Origin of the sequence: Sulfurimonas sp. (genome assembly GCF_023228785.1) — a bacterium.
GTDB lineage: Bacteria > Campylobacterota > Campylobacteria > Campylobacterales > Sulfurimonadaceae > Sulfurimonas.
Genome location: NZ_JALOAN010000023.1, coordinates 1 through 17,817, shown reverse-complemented (window position 1 = coordinate 17,817; position 17,817 = coordinate 1). Strand labels below are relative to the sequence as shown.

Genomic DNA, 17,817 nt, shown 5'->3' with positions numbered 1-17,817 from the left:
ACTCAAGCTTTAGACTTGAGTTTAAACATTTGAGCTCTTTAAACTCCTTCTTCAAAAGAGTATAAGAGCTCTATCTCCTCTTTCCAAATACTACTATCTATGGTCTCAAGTATTAGAGGGATATCATTCATCCTCTCATCATTCATAAGAAATTTAAAAGCATCAAGCCCTATTTCGCCCTCACCTATGGAGTGGTGTCTATCTTTTTTAGATCCTAGTGGCGGTTTAGAGTCATTTATATGCATGCCCCTTAAGTACTCAAAACCTACAATCTTGCCAAATTCATCCCAAGTCTTCTCATAAGCCTCTTTTGTTCTTATGTCATAACCTGCGACAAACATATGGCAAGTATCTATACAGACTCCAATGCGACTCTTATCTTCTACTTTTTCTATGATCTGTGCTAAGTGTTCAAACCTGTAACCTATGTTACTCCCTTGTCCAGCAGTGTTTTCTATAACCGCTTTAACTCCACTTGTTTGATCTAGTGCCATGTTTATGGAGTCTGCGATGATCTCTATACACTCATCTTCACTAATCTGCTTTAGGTGACTTCCTGGATGAAAGTTAAGTCTATCTAGCCCCAACTGTTCACATCTTTGCAACTCATCTACAAAAGCTTCACGAGACTTTTCCAACTTATCAGCTTCTGGATGACCCAAGTTTATAAGGTAGGAGTTATGCGGTAAAACATGTTTTGCTAAGATCCCACTCTCATCAAGCGCCTTTTTAAACTTGTCTATAGTATCAGCGTCTAGATCTTTTGCAACCCATTGTCTTTGGTTTTTTGTAAAAAGAGCAAAAGCTTTAGCTCCAATCTTGACTGCATTTTCTACCGCATTAAATACTCCACCACTTGCACTTGTATGTGCGCCTACAAATTTTTTACTACTCATTATTTTGTATCCTTTATCTTAATTATTATTTTGTTCTTTCTATCTTTAAAGTATATTTCACTCTCACTAACTCTATAAACTATATCTACCTCTAGATCTACTATAGTTTGCTCAAACCCAAACTCAGTTTGCACTCTATTTTTGCCATTATATATTGCCTTTGATAGTAAGATATTTTGAAGAATATCATTAGGATAAGACTCATGCAGATACTCTTTGTTAAAGCTAGACTTTGTTGTGCAGCCTTCACTAGTACATATGAGATGGTTAATAGTAATTTTTTCTATAGCCTTAGATGCAACAAAGAGTTCTAACTCTATGGAGTCCTCTGTATTTCTAACATAACCAAGATCCGCAAACTTGATCTTTTTAGACTTTATAATGATGACTTTAGTCTGAGTAATCTCATAGTTTTTAACACTACAAGCACTAAAGACAAGCGCAAAAACAATAAGTAAATATTTCATAAGTAGGATTATAGCAAGTTATGTGTTTTTCAAATTTAAGTTATAAAGTTTAGATGGATTTCCTCTAGAACTCTTCTCTGTAAGTAGAATGAAGACAATATCTTTTCTAAGTGCAAAAATTATTATAAAAAGTGGTCATCCTCACATGGTTGCCACAAAACCCATCTCTTTATTTAAATCATATCTAGACTTTGCAGATTTAAAATATCCATTATGAGAATATGTTAAGTTTTTTTCTTCTAAAAATCTCTTTTCATTTTGAATAATCTTTTGTATTGCATCATAAACAATAGGATATGAGTTTTCAAACTCTTCATCCTGCTTATATATTCCATAAGATATAAGCTCATCAGAATATTTTATAAAATCAGTTTCTATATTTTTGTTGCGCTTTTTAACTACAAATTTATATATTTTATATGCCTCGAATAGTTGTTCATAAATTGGTGAGTCTTTTGAACCGTTAAACAGATTATATAATCTATTTTTATTGTCACTACTTGCTTCAAATATCTCTTCTAGAAGTTTTGATTTTGAATTTTTTGCAAACTCAGGTAGTTCTTGGTATGTTGCATACCAAAATTTAAAAACAGTATCGCTTTGTATGGATTCTTCTAGCTGTTTACTTAGACTATTTTCAAAAGTATCTCCTCTTTTTGCTAAAAATCCTATACCGTTTGATTCAAAAATGGCTTTTGTATATTTAATAAAGTTTTTATTACTTATCCTATCTCTATAATTAATTGGAGATTGGGTATTTGTAGCATCAGTAATCTTATCTACAATTTCAGGATCATTTGTCTCATATAGTCTTATAAGTACATATACACCATCTAGTTTATCACGATCTTTTTGATACATATCATAAATGACACTTGTTGTTTGTAGTCCATTAACAATAACAGGATTTTTTGTTTCTATAGGATAATATCCCGCTTGTATCTCATTTGGTATTCTTAGTTGTTGAGATATTATTGTAATTCCGTTATTTAAAAAAGGGAAATATTCAGAATAGTCACTCTCTAATGTCTCTTTGATTTTTTTATTTGTTTTATTATATTTCAAAAAGCCTCTAATATTCTCACTAAAAACAGTATCTATTCTGTGGTTTATTTTTTTTTCTTCATCCAATAAGGCACACAAATCAAGTGCTTTTAGTCTAAAATTAATTGCTTTAACATTTTGTATTTGAAATGAAATCAACGCTTGAGGATCTCTTTTTAAAGATATATTTGATTTTTCTGCCATAAAACTAAACTTAATATCTTTTCTTTTTTTATGCTCAGAGGCTAAAGTATCAATCCTATCGTACAAGTCATTCATATCATAGATTGAAAGTTCACTATTGTCATCAAGATGTCTTTGGATTATAGTTTGATCATTTTTTTCTTTTTCTCCTGAAAATATAAAATATAATTTTACATCCACTATTTTACCTGAGGATACAATACTAGTATATCTTTCTAAAAATGATTGTACTTTTAAATTTAAAGGAATATTTAGAGTGTTGCCATAAGCAAAAATATTTCTATAATCATTAATGAACTTTGAGAGTACATTATCACCTAAGCCTTTTGAATTTTTGATTTGAAAAACATGCATAGTGCATTCATTTTCATCTTCATCAATATATATACCATCTATTCCACCATCGTGTTCTCCATTTCCATCAATAATTGTGCTGATATTATGAAAGACTTCATCAAAACTTTGATCTAAAAGAGTTGTAATGGCTAAAATCTCAAAAGCAAAATCTTTACTAAGTGTGAATTTCTTTTCAATTCGTTGAATATAACCGTTAATAAATAACTCTTTGTTCATAAAATACCCTCAACTTTAATTTTTTAATAATTAGTATATGTTTTAGCCCTCTATTTTAGCATAAAATGGATTTTATATATCTTGAAATAGACTCTACTTATATGCGTTACCACGCAAAGCACGTGGTAACGAGAGGGGGTAGTGTGGGGGTTAAAGTTGTTTGCCTATACCTTTAGTTAGGTTTAGCATAAAACTTAAGCCTTTTCTTGTGTCTTTATCTCCCATCAACTTTAAGATGCCAAAGAGTGATGGTACTTCATTTTTTGTGCTTTCTCTTTTTGCATAACGGACTGCATTTTCTGTTATAAATCCAGCTGTAGCTAAGTTGTCAACTGTTCCTATCATCTTCTCAACCATCGGTGAAGTTGTCATCTCTATGTTGTCTGAGACAAGTGCCATGAGATCTATAAGGTTGTCTATGCGTCCTGTTTGGATTAGCATTGTCATCTTTGCTTCTAGCTCTTGCATCTCTTTTGTTTTTAGTACTTCTACTTTTTCACTCATAATTTTCTCCTATACCATTCCACGAGCTGCTGCCCAGTAGATGCCTTTGTTAAAGCCTTTTCTTACAAAGCTACCTAGTTTGCTACAAGGTGTTGGTGCAACATCTTTGTCATAGTTATACCAAAGTGGCATACCACAAGAGAGCCCCATTTGAGCTATGGCGATGACTAAACCATCATAGCTCTCACTCGTATATCCATGTCTAAGCTCAGATGCGATGTTATCTGCTACTACATCTGTTTGGTTATGTACAGTTCCACCAGCTTTAGAGACCGGTAGATCTACTGTATCTCCTAAAGTATAGACATTGTCTAGTCCTTTTACTTTTAGAGTTTGCTTGTCAGTTGGTAGCCAACCCTCATCGTCCAATGCTTCTGAGATTCCTGACTCTCTTATAAACTTTGTAGCTGTAAAAGGCGGTGTTGACATTAGTATGTCAAATTCTATCTCTTCGCCCTCTGCAGAGATGGCTACTTTTTTCTTTGGATCTACCTTACTCAGCGTAAAACCAGATTGATGCTTAATACCTAAACTATCAAAGATGGAAGGCAGTACATTTGAAGTAGGTTCTTGCATGAAAAGCCCGTTGGTTACAGCTTGTGCCACAGTTGGATAGGTATAGACTATCTCTATATCATCTCGCACACCTCTCTCTGTTAAGAAATCGTGTAACATCATAGTTGTCTCAACTGGTGCAATACCGCACTGATGTGGAATATTTGGAGTTTTTGGAAAGTTTACAGTAACAAGGATTCTTCCCCTTTTGATGTCGTGAAACTTTTTTGCTAACTTTGTGGCACCTTCATAAGTGTAAAACCAGTCTCCAGCTTCGCTAAGTCCTGGTATTCTATCTGGCGCTACTTCACATCCTGTTGCTAGAACTAAAAAGTCATATTCAAATTTTTTGCCACTTTGTGCTTTAACAAAGTTGCTCTTTGTGTTGATCTGTGTAGCTTTTTCTACCTCAAAATTTATCTCACTCATAAGAAGAGCTCTTTGATCTCTTACAAACTCATATCCTTCTGATTTTCCAAAAGCAACATACATAGCACCTGGCTTATAATAGTGATATTTAGAGTCAGAGATTAGTGTAATCTCAACCTCATCTCTATCTATCTCAGGCATTAGTTTTTTTGCAAGATTATTTGCAGTCATAGTTCCAGCGGTTCCACCACCAACTATAAGAATCTTTTTCTTCATACTCTCTCTCCTTATTTTAGCTATGAGTAATGCTAACTTAAAATAAGAAGTTTAGTATAAGGGATCTATAAGGTTTGCATAAGGTTTTACTCTATCCTATAGCCAAGCCCTTTAACATTTTCTATAACACCTTGATATAGTTTTTTTCGTATACCAACAACGACCATTCTAATAGCATCTGCACTAGCACTCTCTTGCCAAACGCTATGTTCAATCTGCTCTAAACTAACTACAGACTTCCTGTTTTTTAGTAGCAATTCAAGAAGTAAAACCTCTTTTTTTGTAAGTTTTATACTCTCATCGCCTTTTTTTGCAAGTTTTTGTTTATAGTCATAAGTGTAGATCTCGTTTAAAAAAACCACTTCATTTAGAGCATCATCTTTAGATGCACTTGAAGCTATTGCCACTAAAAACTCATCTATATCTATAGGCTTTTTAAGATAAAAATCAACATTTGCCTCTACTGCTCTGTTTATGTACTCTGGCGTGTTATAAGCTGTCATCACTACTCTTATAGTATGTGGTGAGATGAGTGAGATCTTTTCTAGTAGATGCAGTCCATCGACCTGTGGCATCTCGATATCTGAGATGATAACATCAGATGGACTCTCTACAAAAAGCTCTAAGGCTTGCATGGCATCCTTTGCGACTCTTACCTCTTTGAAGTAGATAGATAAAACACGACTGAGCCATTTTAAGGTACTTTCATCATCTTCAGCTATAAGAAGAGTGAGTGGTTGGAGTCTTTTATGAATTGCTTGCATCTTCATAACCCTTTTTTAGCATGATAGTAAACTTCACTCCATCTTTAATATTTTTAACTGCTAAAAGCCCGTTCATATGGCTCTCAATAATAACTTTTGACATATAGAGTCCTATACCACTTCCTTTGTCTTTTGTTGTGAAGTAAGGGTTAAAGATCTTTGGCATGTCCTCTTTTGAGATCCCTCCACCATTGTCAACTATCTCTATTTGAAGGTTGTTTTTGGCTCGTTTTATAATTATTTCTATCTTTGCATTTTGAACACTTCTCGCAACTATCGCCATCATAGCGTTATGAATCATGTTTAGTATCACTTGTCTAAACTCATTTGCAAAACCTAAAATATTTAGATCTAGGCTCTCATCTTTTGTTATTTTTATCGCAATATTGTAGTTTTTTAGTTGTATATCTAAGTCTTATGGCATCTTCAATGCTTTTTAAAACATTGAAATTCTCTTTTTGCTTAGATATCCTAAAAAACATACTAAAGTCATCTATGGTTTGAGACATATAGTTTAACTTTTGCATCATCTCAGATTCTATCTCTTTTAAGAACTTAGCGTCTATATTTTTTTGGCCTGAGATGTGTCTAAGTCCTTGGACTATGATACCTAGACTATTTAAGGGCTGTCTCCATTGGTGAGCTATGGAGTCTATCATCTCGCCCATAGCAGCGAGCCTTGACTGATGACACATGATCTCATGTTGCTGGGTTCTTTTTGCTACTTCTATCTCTACTTGTTTTTTGAGTTTGTCTTGGTACATTATGTCTTCTGTAATGTCTGAGGTTATCATGATAATCTCATCCCTGCTCTCTAAGTAAGCCAAAGACATACTAGCATTTAGATGCACTCCAGACTTTGTCACGCAAACCTTTTTAAACTTCTCAAAGCTTCCAAACTCTATGGCTTTTTCAACTGCAGTCTTTGATGGAGTAGAATATTCAGGAGATGAGAGAGAGATGCAAGATTCGCTATAGAGTTCCTCCATAGTGTACTCCATCATATTTTGAAAAAACTTGTTTGCATAGAGAAACATTCCATCTCTATCTAAGATAGAGATCCCATTTGCCGCAAGGTCAAAAACCGCTTGAAGCTCCTCTTTTTTAGAAGTAAGCTCATCCAAACTCTGCTTTAGTTTTGACTCAACTTCAAAGTAAGGAGTAATGTCATAAAAGTAAAAAACATCTCGCTTAAAGTAAACCTCATACTCACGAGCATCCCAGCTGATGATACCACTCTTACTCTTCTTTTTTTTAAGCTTTTTTAATCGCTTATAAGCCTTAGGATCGAAGATCTCTTTTAACTTTTGAGTTTTGAGTTTTTTTAAACTCTTTTTACCACCATATATACCAACAACCGCCTCTCCATCAGTCTCAAGGACAATGGATTTTGGCATATTTTTTAAGATTTTAGATTTTTTTCTCATATGGCATCATAACTATATCTGGTTTAAAGTAGCTAAAATAGACCTAAGTTCTCTTTTCTCTCGCTATACCTCTTGTGAGGTGTAATGTATTATTGTGTTTATTTACTTATATGCATTCCATCTCAGGAGAGATGGAACGAGGGGAAGCACCACTCGCTCACACGCTCTGCGTGGGAGTGTATATATATTTATCTCTCGCTCCAATGCTCTGCGTTGAAGTGTATATATACTTATTAGTTTGATTGATTTTGTTGAAGCTTATATGTGTTACCACGCGGAGCGTAGGGACAAGACGGTCTCGCAAGAGATGGAACGAGGGGAATTACTCATCCTCTAACAAACGAAAATACTCCATTTCACGAGCTCTTAGTATTCGTATCATATTTGTTGATCCCTCAACACCTATTGGATCTCCTGCTGTCAATATATAACTCTTGTCAAGATGAAGAACTTTTCTATCAAAACCTAGTCTCATAAGCTCACGAAGCATATGATCTAGCGAATCTTCTTTAACTAAAAATGCGGGAACAATACCCCAACAAACAGTTAAAAATCTTGAGACTTTTATGTCATGTGTTACTCCATATATATCTCTACTAGGACGATAACGAGCTATTTTTCTAGCCGATGTTCCTGAAGTTGTTAGTGCTATAATCCCCCACGCATCAACATCTTCACACAGCCTTGCTGCTGCTTGATTTACACTATCAGCAGCATCTATGATCTTAAACTTTGAAAACTCATTAAAAGAGTAGATCTTCTCAGCTCCTTGGATCGTCTCAAACATGGTCTTTACTGCTAAAACAGGGTTATGTCCTACAGCGCTCTCTTCTGAGAGCATAACAGCGTCAGTTCCATCTAAAACAGCATTTGCTATATCACTAATCTCAGCACGAGTTGCTCTGTCTTTTTGGGTCATAGAGAGTAGCATTTGCGTTGCAGTTACAACTGGTTTTGCGGCTTCATTTGCTTTTCTTATGAGCATTTTTTGTAAGCTTGGTACTTCGTAAAAAGGCACTTCTATACCCAAATCTCCACGAGCAACCATAATGCCATCACTTGCCTCTATAATGGCATCAATATCCTCAATCGCATCAAACTTCTCTATCTTTGCAAAGAGTTGTGCTCTACCGCCATACTCTTTTAGTATCTCTCTTGCTTGAATCATATCTGAGGCATTTTGCACAAAAGAGATAGCCATAAAATCAACATCATTTTGAGCGCCCCAGAGCATATCTCTTTTATCTTTTTTAGTGATTATCTCAATACTAAGGCGAGTATTTGGAAAGTTTACACCCTTTCTTGAAGAGAGCATTCCACTATTTTCTACAATGACTTTTACGCTAAGAGCAGAAGCTTCTATGACTTTAGTGCGAATCATCCCATCATAAAGATATATATAATCACCTATGCTCAACTGCTTTAAAACAGCTGGTTTATTGATGCAAGTACGGTAGCTGTTTTCACTAAGCTGCACGCCTATAACCTCTTGTGCAACAAACTCCACAGTATCATTTTCTTGAAGTTTAAAAGGCTCTTCAATCATACCAACACGAATCTTTGGACCACTAATGTCTTGCAAAACACCTGTTAAAAACCCTGTATTTTTTTCAGCTTGACGAATTTTTTGCAAAACTTCATAATGATACTCATGTGTTCCATGAGAAAAATTTAAACGAAAGACATTTACACCAGCTAAGATAAGCGCTTGTATGGTCTCAAGCGAATCAGATGCAGGCCCAATAGTAGCTAAAATTTTAGTTCTTTTTTTCATGTATGACCTCTATAATCTAAATAATGAATGATAATAGCATAATCTCTACACAAACGAATTTCTTAAGACTTCGTTTTTCTTGACAAGCTGTCATATTTTAAACTTATTCACATAAAACTCCCTATAATTACAAAATGAAAATACACATTGACATCGACTGCTTTTTTGTAAGTGCTGTTCGCATTAGTGATCCATCTTTAGAAGGCAAAGCTGTGGCTATTGGTGGGCGTAGTGATGCTCAGATCTTTACAAAAGATGCAAAGAAACAGAGCGTGAACCTTCAGAACTCTGGATCTTTTGTTAGCACTTTTTACAAAACTTATGAGAAGAGCGATGATATAAACGCCTTTGTAGATGCGGATGGAAGAGTTCGTGGCATTCTTACTACTTCATCTTATGAGGCTAGATCTTATGGGATCAAAACTGCTATGACTATTAGAGAAGCTCTGATGCTCTGTCCGCACCTCATTATAAAAGCACCAAATATGTCTTTGTACCAAAAACTCTCACACGAACTTCATGAGTTTTTACAATCCAAGATCCCGCTTATTGAACAAGCTAGTATAGATGAGTTTTATGGAGATCTCTCTGGTTGGGTGGAAGATGATGAAGTTGAACAATTTATTGACAACCTCCGTCATGAGATAAAGAGAGAGTTAAAACTCCCTGTCTCCATAGGAGCGGCAAAAACTCGCTTCATCGCAAAGCTAGCAACTTCAAGCGCAAAACCTTTTGGTTGCAAAACTATTTATGAAAAAGATGTTGATAGTTTTATAAAAAACATTCCTGTTGGTGAGTTTGCTGGGATTGGTAAAAGCATGAAAGAAAAACTTCGCTCAGCTCAGATCCACACGCTAGGAGAGCTAAAGCAAAGACGCGGAACTGTCGAGTCGTGGAGTCCTTATGCAGCACAACTTTACAAAAGAGTTTGCGGTCTCTCAGATGCACCCATACAAACTTCACATAGAAGAAAGTCGATCGGGATCTCACGAACATTTGATCCCATTTTTGACAGAGGTGAGCTTAGAAGAAGAGTCCATATCTTAGCAAGACACTTAAGCTATGCTATCTTAAAACTTGATGTCATCCCAACTGTTTTTAGTCTTAGCATCTCTTATGAGATGAGACAAAGCTCACACAAAAACATCTCACTAGCAGAAATCTTTACAGAAAAAAAGTTTGACTCTTTGTGTATGAGTCTCTTTAACGAGGCAGACATACACAAGAGACTCCACGCCATCAGACTAAGCATAAACTGCTCAAGCTTTACAAGAGACTCCAAAAAAGAGCTCTCTCTCATCGGTTTTGAAGATGATCAAAAGATGAAAACACTAAGCGAGCAGACACATAAACTTAGAGAAAAGTATGGGCTAGATGCCATCAAGTGGGCAAGTGAACTTTAGTGTTTTTGTACCTTTATAGTAAAGCAAGCTCCATCACCAATATTCTTGACATTCAAATAGCCTTGCATATTTTTCTCTATGATATTTTTTGACATATAGAGACCGATGCCAGTTCCTTGAGTTTTGTGTCTAGTTGTAAAGTAAGGCTCAAAGATTTTTTCTAAAAACTCAGTTGGGACCCCTCCGCCATTATCCCCAATCTTTACTATTGCAAAGTTATCTCCCTCTTTTATCTCTATCTTTATAAGTGGCTCTTTTATCTTTTTTTCTAAGAGGATATTTTTTGCATTGTTTATGATATTTAGTACAACTTGAGAGTACTCATTTTTATGTCCTAAGATCTTCAATTCATCTAAAACTTGAAACTCCACTTTTATGTGGTTATGTTTAAGTGAAGACTCAACTATAAAAAGAGCATCTCTACAAGCTCTCTCAACACAAAACACCTCTTTTACACTATGTGGATTGAAAAAGTTTTGAAAGTCATCTATGGTTTGCGACATATACTTTGTGAGTTTATTTGCCTCTTCTATCTTTTGATTTAAGTAGCTTGACGTAAACTTATCAAAGTCATAAGTCACTTTCATATTCATAAAAATAGCTATAACTTGAGCAAGTGGTTGCCTCCACTGATGAGCTATATTTCCTATCATCTCACCCATAGATGCAAGCTTCGATTGTTGCAACAATATCTGCTCATTTTCAAGTCTTTTTTGTATCTCTTGCTGGATCTTATCTTCTAGATTTTCTATCATATCGTTTATCATCTCTCTTAACTCGCCTAGAGCCATATTATGCGTATGACCATCGAGTCTATCTCCGAGGTTTCCACTTTTGATACTAAGAAGCACTCTTGTAGCATTTTTTATAAGTATCTCATCTTTTTCTATGTTGTTTTGTATGGTTTGTACATTTTCATTTATCATGTTGGCTATGTCGCTAAACTCATCGCTAGAGATAAGATCAATCTTGCTTGCTTTTTCTCTCTTGTGATTTAGATACTCAAAAAACTCTCTTAATCCATTTTGGACTTTATAGATGGATGAGATGATATTGTTTGATATTAAAGATCCTGCAATAATAGAAAAAAGCAAAATTATAAATAGTGCGATAAAGGTCTCTATCTTTATGTTTGCAACATCTTTTACCGCCTCACTATAAGCTTGTGAGGACTTACTAAGTAAATCACTTTGGATGACTAAAAGCTCTCCAACTAAGAGCATAAACTGCTCTCTACCTGCAGTTGTTATGTTTAGATAAGCGCCCTCTTCAAACTCTGAGTCCAAATAATCCTTTGTCACACCTACAAGAGATTTGTAGTTGAGCCACATCTCATAAGCTCTAATATTTTCTTTTGAATATTCCAAAAATGCCTCGTCAAGGCTATCTATAGCCATAGCTAGGTTTTCAAAAATAGTCTCTCTTATTTTTTTGTTTGGTGCCATAACTAGGGCTTGGCTTAGCTCTCTTAGGTTGTAGAGTGGAGTGATGATTTTATCTTGGAGGCTTAGAAGATTTTGTGATTTGCTATGAACCATCTCAAGCCTATCTTTGTTATCTTGACTTATAGAAATTGACTTGTATCCTATAGCTGTGATTGCTAAAAGTAGTATCAAAAAGAGCAATCTGAGTTTAAATTTTATGCTTATTTTATTCATATTTTTCTCTTTTTGGTTTTATGGGTGCTTCTAGATAAGTGGGGTATTCTCTCTTACCTCTTATGGAGTAGTGATCTTTTGTAATCTGCATCTCCCAAATGGGAATAACTGCACCTTTATAGGGTTTGTAGATAACTTCTTTATTTAGTGCAACTACTTTGTTTGGCGATGGTACTCGTAGCGTATATGCCATCTCTTTTGCTCTATAGAGGATTTTTGAGACAACTTTTTCATACTCTTTTGAGTCAGTTTTTGTTATAAAAAACTCATCTATATAACTCTTCATAACTCTATCTTTACCTATAGTTGACCACGCACTCTCATCTTCATAGATGAAAAATACACTCCACGGATTTGCATAGTACCAGTCATCATCGCCCCAGATCAGCAGATCCCACTTTTGGGTGTTTTGTGATTTGTGAGTGGTAAGTAGCTGCCCATATATATCTTTTTCACTACTTGTAACGGTGTAGTTAAGTGTGACTCCATACTTTTTTAGTTGGTACTCTATGCCCTTAAACAAAAACATAAAACTATCTTGTGTAAAAACATTTAGTTCCAAGCCATTTAGTAGTTTGTGCATCTTCTCTTTTGAATAACCCTCTTCTTCTTTTGGCATTTTATTTTTCAAAACTTTTTGAACAATCTCATAGTTTACAGAACTTGCAAATGGCGAAATGTACCCTTCATTTTTATATACAAAATTTAGTAAATTTTCTTGATCTATGGCTTGGTTTAGAGCTACTCTTACCTCTTTTGATTTTAGTCTCTCGTTCGCATTTATAAGGTTGAAAAAAATTATAAAATTGTTTGTAGATTTACTTATGTTTAACTTTGCATACTTAGATGTTAAGACTTCAATTTTTTTGTTAAAGTCAATTGGCGCAAAGTCAAGTTCGCCCTCTTCTTGGGTGATCATCCTTAGTGCGTCTTTTGCATTTAACTGTGTGTAGGCTGTGACTCTTTTTATTTTTGGGTAATCTTTGTTCCAGTAATATGGGTTTGCTTCTAGTTCTATTTGCGATGTTTGCTTAGATCCTAGTGCATAACCCTCTTTTAAAATGTAAGGTCCCATTCCATAAGCACCAGCTCTTTTAGTACCAGATCCAGTCTCAGATCCTTTAAAACCGTATTTTTTAAGATACTCTCTTGTGTAAAAAAAGATCCGAGCTAGATCTGTTAAGAACATCTCATATTTTTGTTTTAAAACTATTTTAAATTTGTATTTATCGATCTTTATAACATCAAAATCTACTTTGTCAATATTTGTATAAAGTATAGGAGAGCGTTTAAAATACTCAAAATTAAAAACCACATCATCAGTGTCAAACTCACTTCCATCTTGAAACTTGAGTCCTTCTCTTAGTTCAAACTCATAAGTAAAGTCGCCTACTCTTTTGTGACTTTTTGCAAGTTCATACTCCCAACCTCTCTCGTTGTCATAAGATCTAATAAGCCCTGAATTTGTACATTTTGCAATATAAGTATATGGAATATTTGGAATAAAAATTTTAATGTGAGAGTCAGGATGTTGTGGAGTTGCAACTCGTAAAAGAGCATCGTCGTCTCTAAATTGGGTTTTTTGCACAAGATGCTCAGTTGCATATGTGAGGTTAAACAAAAGTACTAAAGCAAAAAAGTATTTAGATAAACTTATAGCCAACTCCTGAAAGATTATAAATAATGTCAGTTGGTAGTTTTTTCCTCAAGTTTCTCACAAGTGAACGCAGGGCACTATCTGTCATAACATCATCGATCCAAACATTATCTTGTAACTCTTCGTAGTAAGTTATACGGTTTTGACTAGAGATTAGCGTCTCAAAAAAAAGCATCTCTTTTTTGTTGAGTATGATCGAATTTTCTTTATATTTTAACTCTTTATTGTCAAAGTCATAAACATAAGAGTTGTCTACACTTAAAACTGCAAGTCTGTTTTGTTCTAGTTGTTCTACACACTTCTCAAGCCCAACTAAAAGTTGCTCTAAGTTTATGGGTTTTACAAAGTATTTTTCCATATGAAGCTCCACAGCATCGAGCAAATACTCTTTGTCTGTGTGAGCCGTTATCATAACAACAGGAGTCTTCATGTCAACCTGTCTTACTTTTTTAACAAACTCTATGCCATCCATTTTCGGCATGTGAATATCGCTAAATATAATATCGGGCTTTTTCTCTTCATAGAGAGAAAAAGCCTCTTCTCCATCGCCTGCTTCATAAACTTCTTTGGCATAGTAGCGAAGAGAATCAGCTATGTTTTTTCTGATTCCCTCTTCATCTTCTGCATAAAGAATAGTTAAGTTTTGTAGTTTTGCTAAAAGTTCTTTTTGCACTACTAACTCCTCTTAGTCAATTCTACTTATTTTTGCTCAGGGTAAAAACCATTGCTTGCATTTGCTTTTAGAAATCTCGATAAATACTCTGTCTCATCTTCATAAAGCTGAGCAAAACCACTCATAGTTTGAAGGATTGCATCCCACTCAAGCATTGTATGCGATTGTGGCTTATAAGCTCCATGACACTGAGTACACATCTCATAAAAGAACTCTTCATGCTCTTCCCAGATCTCAGCTGGAACTTCTGAGAGGTAACCTTTTTCTATAACAGCTTGAACTTTAACTACTTGTCCTTCGTCTGCAAAACTACCCTCTTTTTTTGTTGCCATTAAAAGAGATTTTGTTTTGCCAGTATAAAGTTTATCTCCAAATGCCATACCAGAAAACTCTACTAAAACATTTTTGTCATCTACTTTTTTAAGCACCTTAACGGGAGTACCTATGAAGATGCTCCCCTCTTTGTTGTCGATCTTTATTTTAGCAGTTTGAAAAATAAATATATCACTCGCAGCTAAAGCACTCAGAGATCCAACCATAAACAGACTTATAAATAATTTTCCTAAAACACTTTTCATTCTATGCTCCTTGAATTTTTGGTGGGTTGTATGCCACATTAGGACTAACTACACCTGCTTTTCTTATAGAAACTAGTGTAGAGTTTGCTGTTGTTGCACTTGCCATTTGTGATGTAGGTCTTGAAGAAGTAAGTAGATTTACTTGTCCAGAGTTACATCTTGTGTTATCTTTTGTGCTATCTTCTGGAGAGTACCAAGCACCCTCTTCAATTGCTACAACTCCATCTCTAATAGTCTTAGTTACAACAACACCAGCTAAAATGCTACCTCTGTCATTATAAACTTCTACTATTTCGCCATCTCTAACACCAAACTTTTTAGCATCGTTTGGAGAGACTCTTATAGGCTCACGACCTTGAACTTTATGAGCATTTTGTACCCAAGTATTGTCCATTTGAGTATGGATTCTATATGTTGGGTGTGGAGAAACTAAGTGAAGTGGATACTTCTTTAGTAGTTTACTATTTCCTAACCACTCTGTTGGCTCAAACCACATTGGATGACCTTTAAACTCTTTGTAGTTATAACTTGCAAACTGCTCAGAGTAGATCTGGATCTTTCCAGTCTCTGTCTTTAGTGCGTTTGCTACTGGATCTGCTCTAAACGCTGAGTGTCTTACATACTTTCTAGCCTCATCTGGGATCTCATAATGAACACTTCCTTTATCCCAAAACTCTTCAAAAGTGATATTCATCTCTCTTCTTGCATAAGACTTTGAGTAAAGTCCTTCTAACCAATCTTTTGCAGTTCTATCTCTTGTGTACTTCTTCTCTGTACCAAATCTTTTTGCTAAAAGTGTAAAGATCTCGTAGTCGTCTTTTGACTCGTATCTTGGTGGTACTATCTGCTTCATTGCGTAAATTCTATCGTTTGAGTATGACATTCCAGAAGCTATATCATCTCTTTCCATTGTAGTAGTTGCTGGAAAAACAATATCTGCCATCTTAGCAGTTGGTGTCCACCATGGTTCCATTACAACTACAGTATCTAGTTTTCTCATCGCTTCTATTAGCTCGTTTGTGTTTGGTTGATGACCTATTGGAGATCCACCCGCACTAAGCATAAACTCAACTTTTGGATAAGTAATAACCTTACCTTTGTATGTAACTTTTTGTCCAGGTTTGTTTATAAGATCACTCATTCTTGAAGCTGGAATAGCAAGACTAACCTCTCCACCCTTTCCTTGACTTATACCACCAACAGTTCTCTTTCCAGAAGCCGCGTCTCCGCCACCCTCGTAGTGCATAGAAAAACCAAAACCACCACCAGCAAGTCCTATTTGACCTATCATTGATGCTAAAGTAATTATACTCCAATCTACCTGCTCGCCATATTCAGCTCTTTGCATTGCCCAGTTTCCAGCTATCATAGTTCTGTTTGAGACCATAGTATCGGCTAAATATTCAATAGTTTTTGCAGGAATTTCTGTTAGTTTTTCAGCCCATTTAGCAGTTTTTTCAATTCCATCTGTTTTACCTAAAAGGTATGGTAAAAATTTGTCAAATCCGTGAGTATATTTCTCAATAAACTCTTTGTCATATTTACCAGTTTTGTATAGGTAATGCATCATAGCCATCATCATAGCTACATCAGAACCAGGTCTGATCTTGATCCACTCTGCGTTAAACTCTTGACCTGAAATAGTATAAATAGGATCAATTAAAATAACTTTAATTCCCGCTTTTTTATACTCTTCATAAGCGTCGTAACATCTATGGTTTGGTACAGAATACCCTGCTCTTTGAGTTTTGTATGGATCTGCTCCCCATAAAACTAATACTTTTGTATTTGCAATGATCTGCTCATGTGCAGTTTGAATAGAGTAAACTTCCATATCTCCAACAATAGCTGGGTTTGTAGGACCTGCCGCACCATTTGAGTACTCGCCTGCAGTTCCTACTGCTCCACCAATTTGGTTGAAAAATCTACCAGCTAAAACATTTGGCTTAAAAGCACCTGGAATTGACCAACCACCATAAGATGCGTTATAAAGTGCTTCGTTTCCACCTTTTTTCTGAGCTCTTTTAATAGCGTCAGCAGCAAGATCTAGGGCTGTGTCCCATGAAACTCTAACAAACTCTTCTTTTCCTCTTAAGTCTCCGCGACCTTTACCCTCTAAGTAAGACTTTCTTACAACTGGGTACTTTACTCTTGAGTTTGAGCTATTTCTATCTGCTAAACCTTTTACTATTACTGTAGGGTTCGCATCTGAATCTAGTTGAGATGTTATATCTACAATTTTACCATCTCTAACATGAGCGTAAAAAGCACCAAAGTGAGAAGCACTTGGAATTTTTACTGTTCTAGATTCTAGTATATTTGCAGCTCCAACTGAACTTAAAGCTCCACTGACAGTCAGTGCTGCAGATCCTGCTACACCTTTTCTTAAAAAATCTCTTCTTGAAGTATCCATAATCTATTTCCTTCTAGCTTGTGTTTGAAAAATTGTAACTATTAATAATAGCAAAAAAATCGAATGACTATATATTCTATTCGACTATTTTGCTATTAAAATCCATTATCATTCTAATATTAAAAAGTTTAAAGGATGAGATTATGAAAAAAACTAGTTTAAGTTTAGTAGCATGTATTGCTATAGCGGTTAGTTCAGTTGGAGCTGCCGAGTTTGATGAAGCTATTACAAATGGTAAGCTAAGTGGAGATGCGACTGTTACTTATGAGATGCGAGACTCTAAAAAAGGTTTAGATGATTACTATAGAAGTGGTGCTTACTCAGTTGGTTCGGCAGAGCTTATATACAAAACTGCAGATTTTTATAACTTCAACCTTGCATTTGGTATGAGGGGTTATAAGGTAATTTGGGAAGCTCACGATGACACTATAAGTGGTTATGGAGAGGGTAAAGGTGATGCGAGCTCAAGATTTTGGAATATTGATGGCGGAGATATAGCTGTTACTACAAATGCTTACATCGGATATGATACAGACAAGATCAAGTTTAAAGCTGGTCGTCAGGAGCTTGAGACTGAGTGGT

General features: G+C 35.3%; 16 protein-coding genes. 2 read left to right on the top strand and 14 right to left on the bottom strand.

Going from position 1 to position 17,817, the window contains the following annotated elements; translation table 11 throughout:
* Positions 1–38: 38 nt before the first annotated feature.
* From nfo to pyk, 9 genes are all read right to left on the bottom strand, one after another.
* Positions 39–896, bottom strand: a complete 858-nt coding sequence (gene nfo, locus M0Q24_RS07270) for a deoxyribonuclease IV (RefSeq protein ID WP_295048961.1) — start codon at positions 894–896, stop codon at positions 39–41.
* Positions 896–1,363: a hypothetical protein gene (locus tag M0Q24_RS07265; protein WP_295048958.1), complete on the bottom strand. Its 468-nt coding sequence runs from the start codon at positions 1,361–1,363 to the stop codon at positions 896–898. Before M0Q24_RS07265 ends, nfo begins: the two co-directional genes overlap by 1 nt.
* A 141-nt stretch (positions 1,364–1,504) precedes the next feature.
* Positions 1,505–3,184: an AIPR family protein gene (locus M0Q24_RS07260; RefSeq protein WP_295048955.1), complete on the bottom strand. Its 1,680-nt coding sequence runs from the start codon at positions 3,182–3,184 to the stop codon at positions 1,505–1,507.
* A gap of 150 nt (positions 3,185–3,334) precedes the next feature.
* The gene (locus M0Q24_RS07255; protein ID WP_295048952.1) at positions 3,335–3,688 is read right to left on the bottom strand and encodes a DUF1641 domain-containing protein; all 354 of its coding nucleotides are present in this window, start codon (positions 3,686–3,688) and stop codon (positions 3,335–3,337) included.
* Between the two features lie 9 nt (positions 3,689–3,697).
* Complete coding sequence (locus M0Q24_RS07250; RefSeq protein WP_295048949.1) at positions 3,698–4,888, bottom strand: FAD/NAD(P)-binding oxidoreductase; 1,191 nt, start codon at positions 4,886–4,888, stop codon at positions 3,698–3,700.
* An 86-nt stretch (positions 4,889–4,974) separates the two neighbouring features.
* The gene (locus tag M0Q24_RS07245; RefSeq protein ID WP_295048946.1) at positions 4,975–5,652 is read right to left on the bottom strand and encodes a response regulator transcription factor; all 678 of its coding nucleotides are present in this window, start codon (positions 5,650–5,652) and stop codon (positions 4,975–4,977) included.
* Positions 5,636–5,965 carry an ATP-binding protein gene (locus tag M0Q24_RS07240; protein WP_295048942.1) on the bottom strand — a complete coding sequence of 110 codons (330 nt, stop codon included), beginning with the start codon at positions 5,963–5,965 and terminating at the stop codon, positions 5,636–5,638. The genes M0Q24_RS07245 and M0Q24_RS07240 overlap by 17 nt, the downstream gene beginning before the upstream one ends.
* 46 nt (positions 5,966–6,011) lie before the next feature.
* Complete coding sequence (locus tag M0Q24_RS07235; RefSeq protein WP_295048940.1) at positions 6,012–7,079, bottom strand: PAS domain S-box protein; 1,068 nt, start codon at positions 7,077–7,079, stop codon at positions 6,012–6,014.
* Positions 7,080–7,401: 322 nt separating this feature from the next.
* Complete coding sequence (gene pyk / locus M0Q24_RS07230) at positions 7,402–8,853, bottom strand: pyruvate kinase (RefSeq protein WP_295048937.1); 1,452 nt, start codon at positions 8,851–8,853, stop codon at positions 7,402–7,404.
* A 134-nt stretch (positions 8,854–8,987) separates the two neighbouring features.
* Between pyk and M0Q24_RS07225 the strand changes: the two genes are divergently transcribed.
* The gene (locus M0Q24_RS07225; RefSeq protein ID WP_295048934.1) at positions 8,988–10,256 is read left to right on the top strand and encodes a DNA polymerase IV; all 1,269 of its coding nucleotides are present in this window, start codon (positions 8,988–8,990) and stop codon (positions 10,254–10,256) included.
* Here the strand turns inward: M0Q24_RS07225 and M0Q24_RS07220 are convergent.
* The 5 genes from M0Q24_RS07220 to M0Q24_RS07200 are packed head-to-tail and all read right to left on the bottom strand — an operon-like array spanning position 10,253 to position 17,235.
* Positions 10,253–11,914 carry a HAMP domain-containing sensor histidine kinase gene (locus tag M0Q24_RS07220; protein WP_295048931.1) on the bottom strand — a complete coding sequence of 554 codons (1,662 nt, stop codon included), beginning with the start codon at positions 11,912–11,914 and terminating at the stop codon, positions 10,253–10,255. The two genes, M0Q24_RS07225 and M0Q24_RS07220, sit on opposite strands and share 4 nt — an antisense overlap.
* Entirely contained in the window at positions 11,907–13,502 is a 1,596-nt protein-coding gene (locus M0Q24_RS07215; protein ID WP_295048928.1) for an ABC transporter substrate-binding protein, read from the bottom strand. The genes M0Q24_RS07220 and M0Q24_RS07215 overlap by 8 nt, the downstream gene beginning before the upstream one ends.
* A gap of 55 nt (positions 13,503–13,557) precedes the next feature.
* On the bottom strand, positions 13,558–14,244 hold the full coding sequence (locus tag M0Q24_RS07210; protein WP_295048925.1) for a response regulator transcription factor: 687 nt from the start codon (positions 14,242–14,244) through the stop codon (positions 13,558–13,560).
* 26 nt (positions 14,245–14,270) lie between these two features.
* Positions 14,271–14,822: a hypothetical protein gene (locus M0Q24_RS07205; RefSeq protein ID WP_295048922.1), complete on the bottom strand. Its 552-nt coding sequence runs from the start codon at positions 14,820–14,822 to the stop codon at positions 14,271–14,273.
* Position 14,823: 1 nt separating this feature from the next.
* Positions 14,824–17,235 (bottom strand): molybdopterin-dependent oxidoreductase, encoded by a 2,412-nt coding sequence (locus M0Q24_RS07200; RefSeq protein WP_295048919.1) that lies wholly within the window; start codon positions 17,233–17,235, stop codon positions 14,824–14,826.
* Between the two features lie 143 nt (positions 17,236–17,378).
* Between M0Q24_RS07200 and M0Q24_RS07195 the strand changes: the two genes are divergently transcribed.
* Positions 17,379–17,817 (top strand): hypothetical protein (locus M0Q24_RS07195; protein WP_295048917.1); only part of this gene is annotated, 439 nt, incomplete at its 3' end.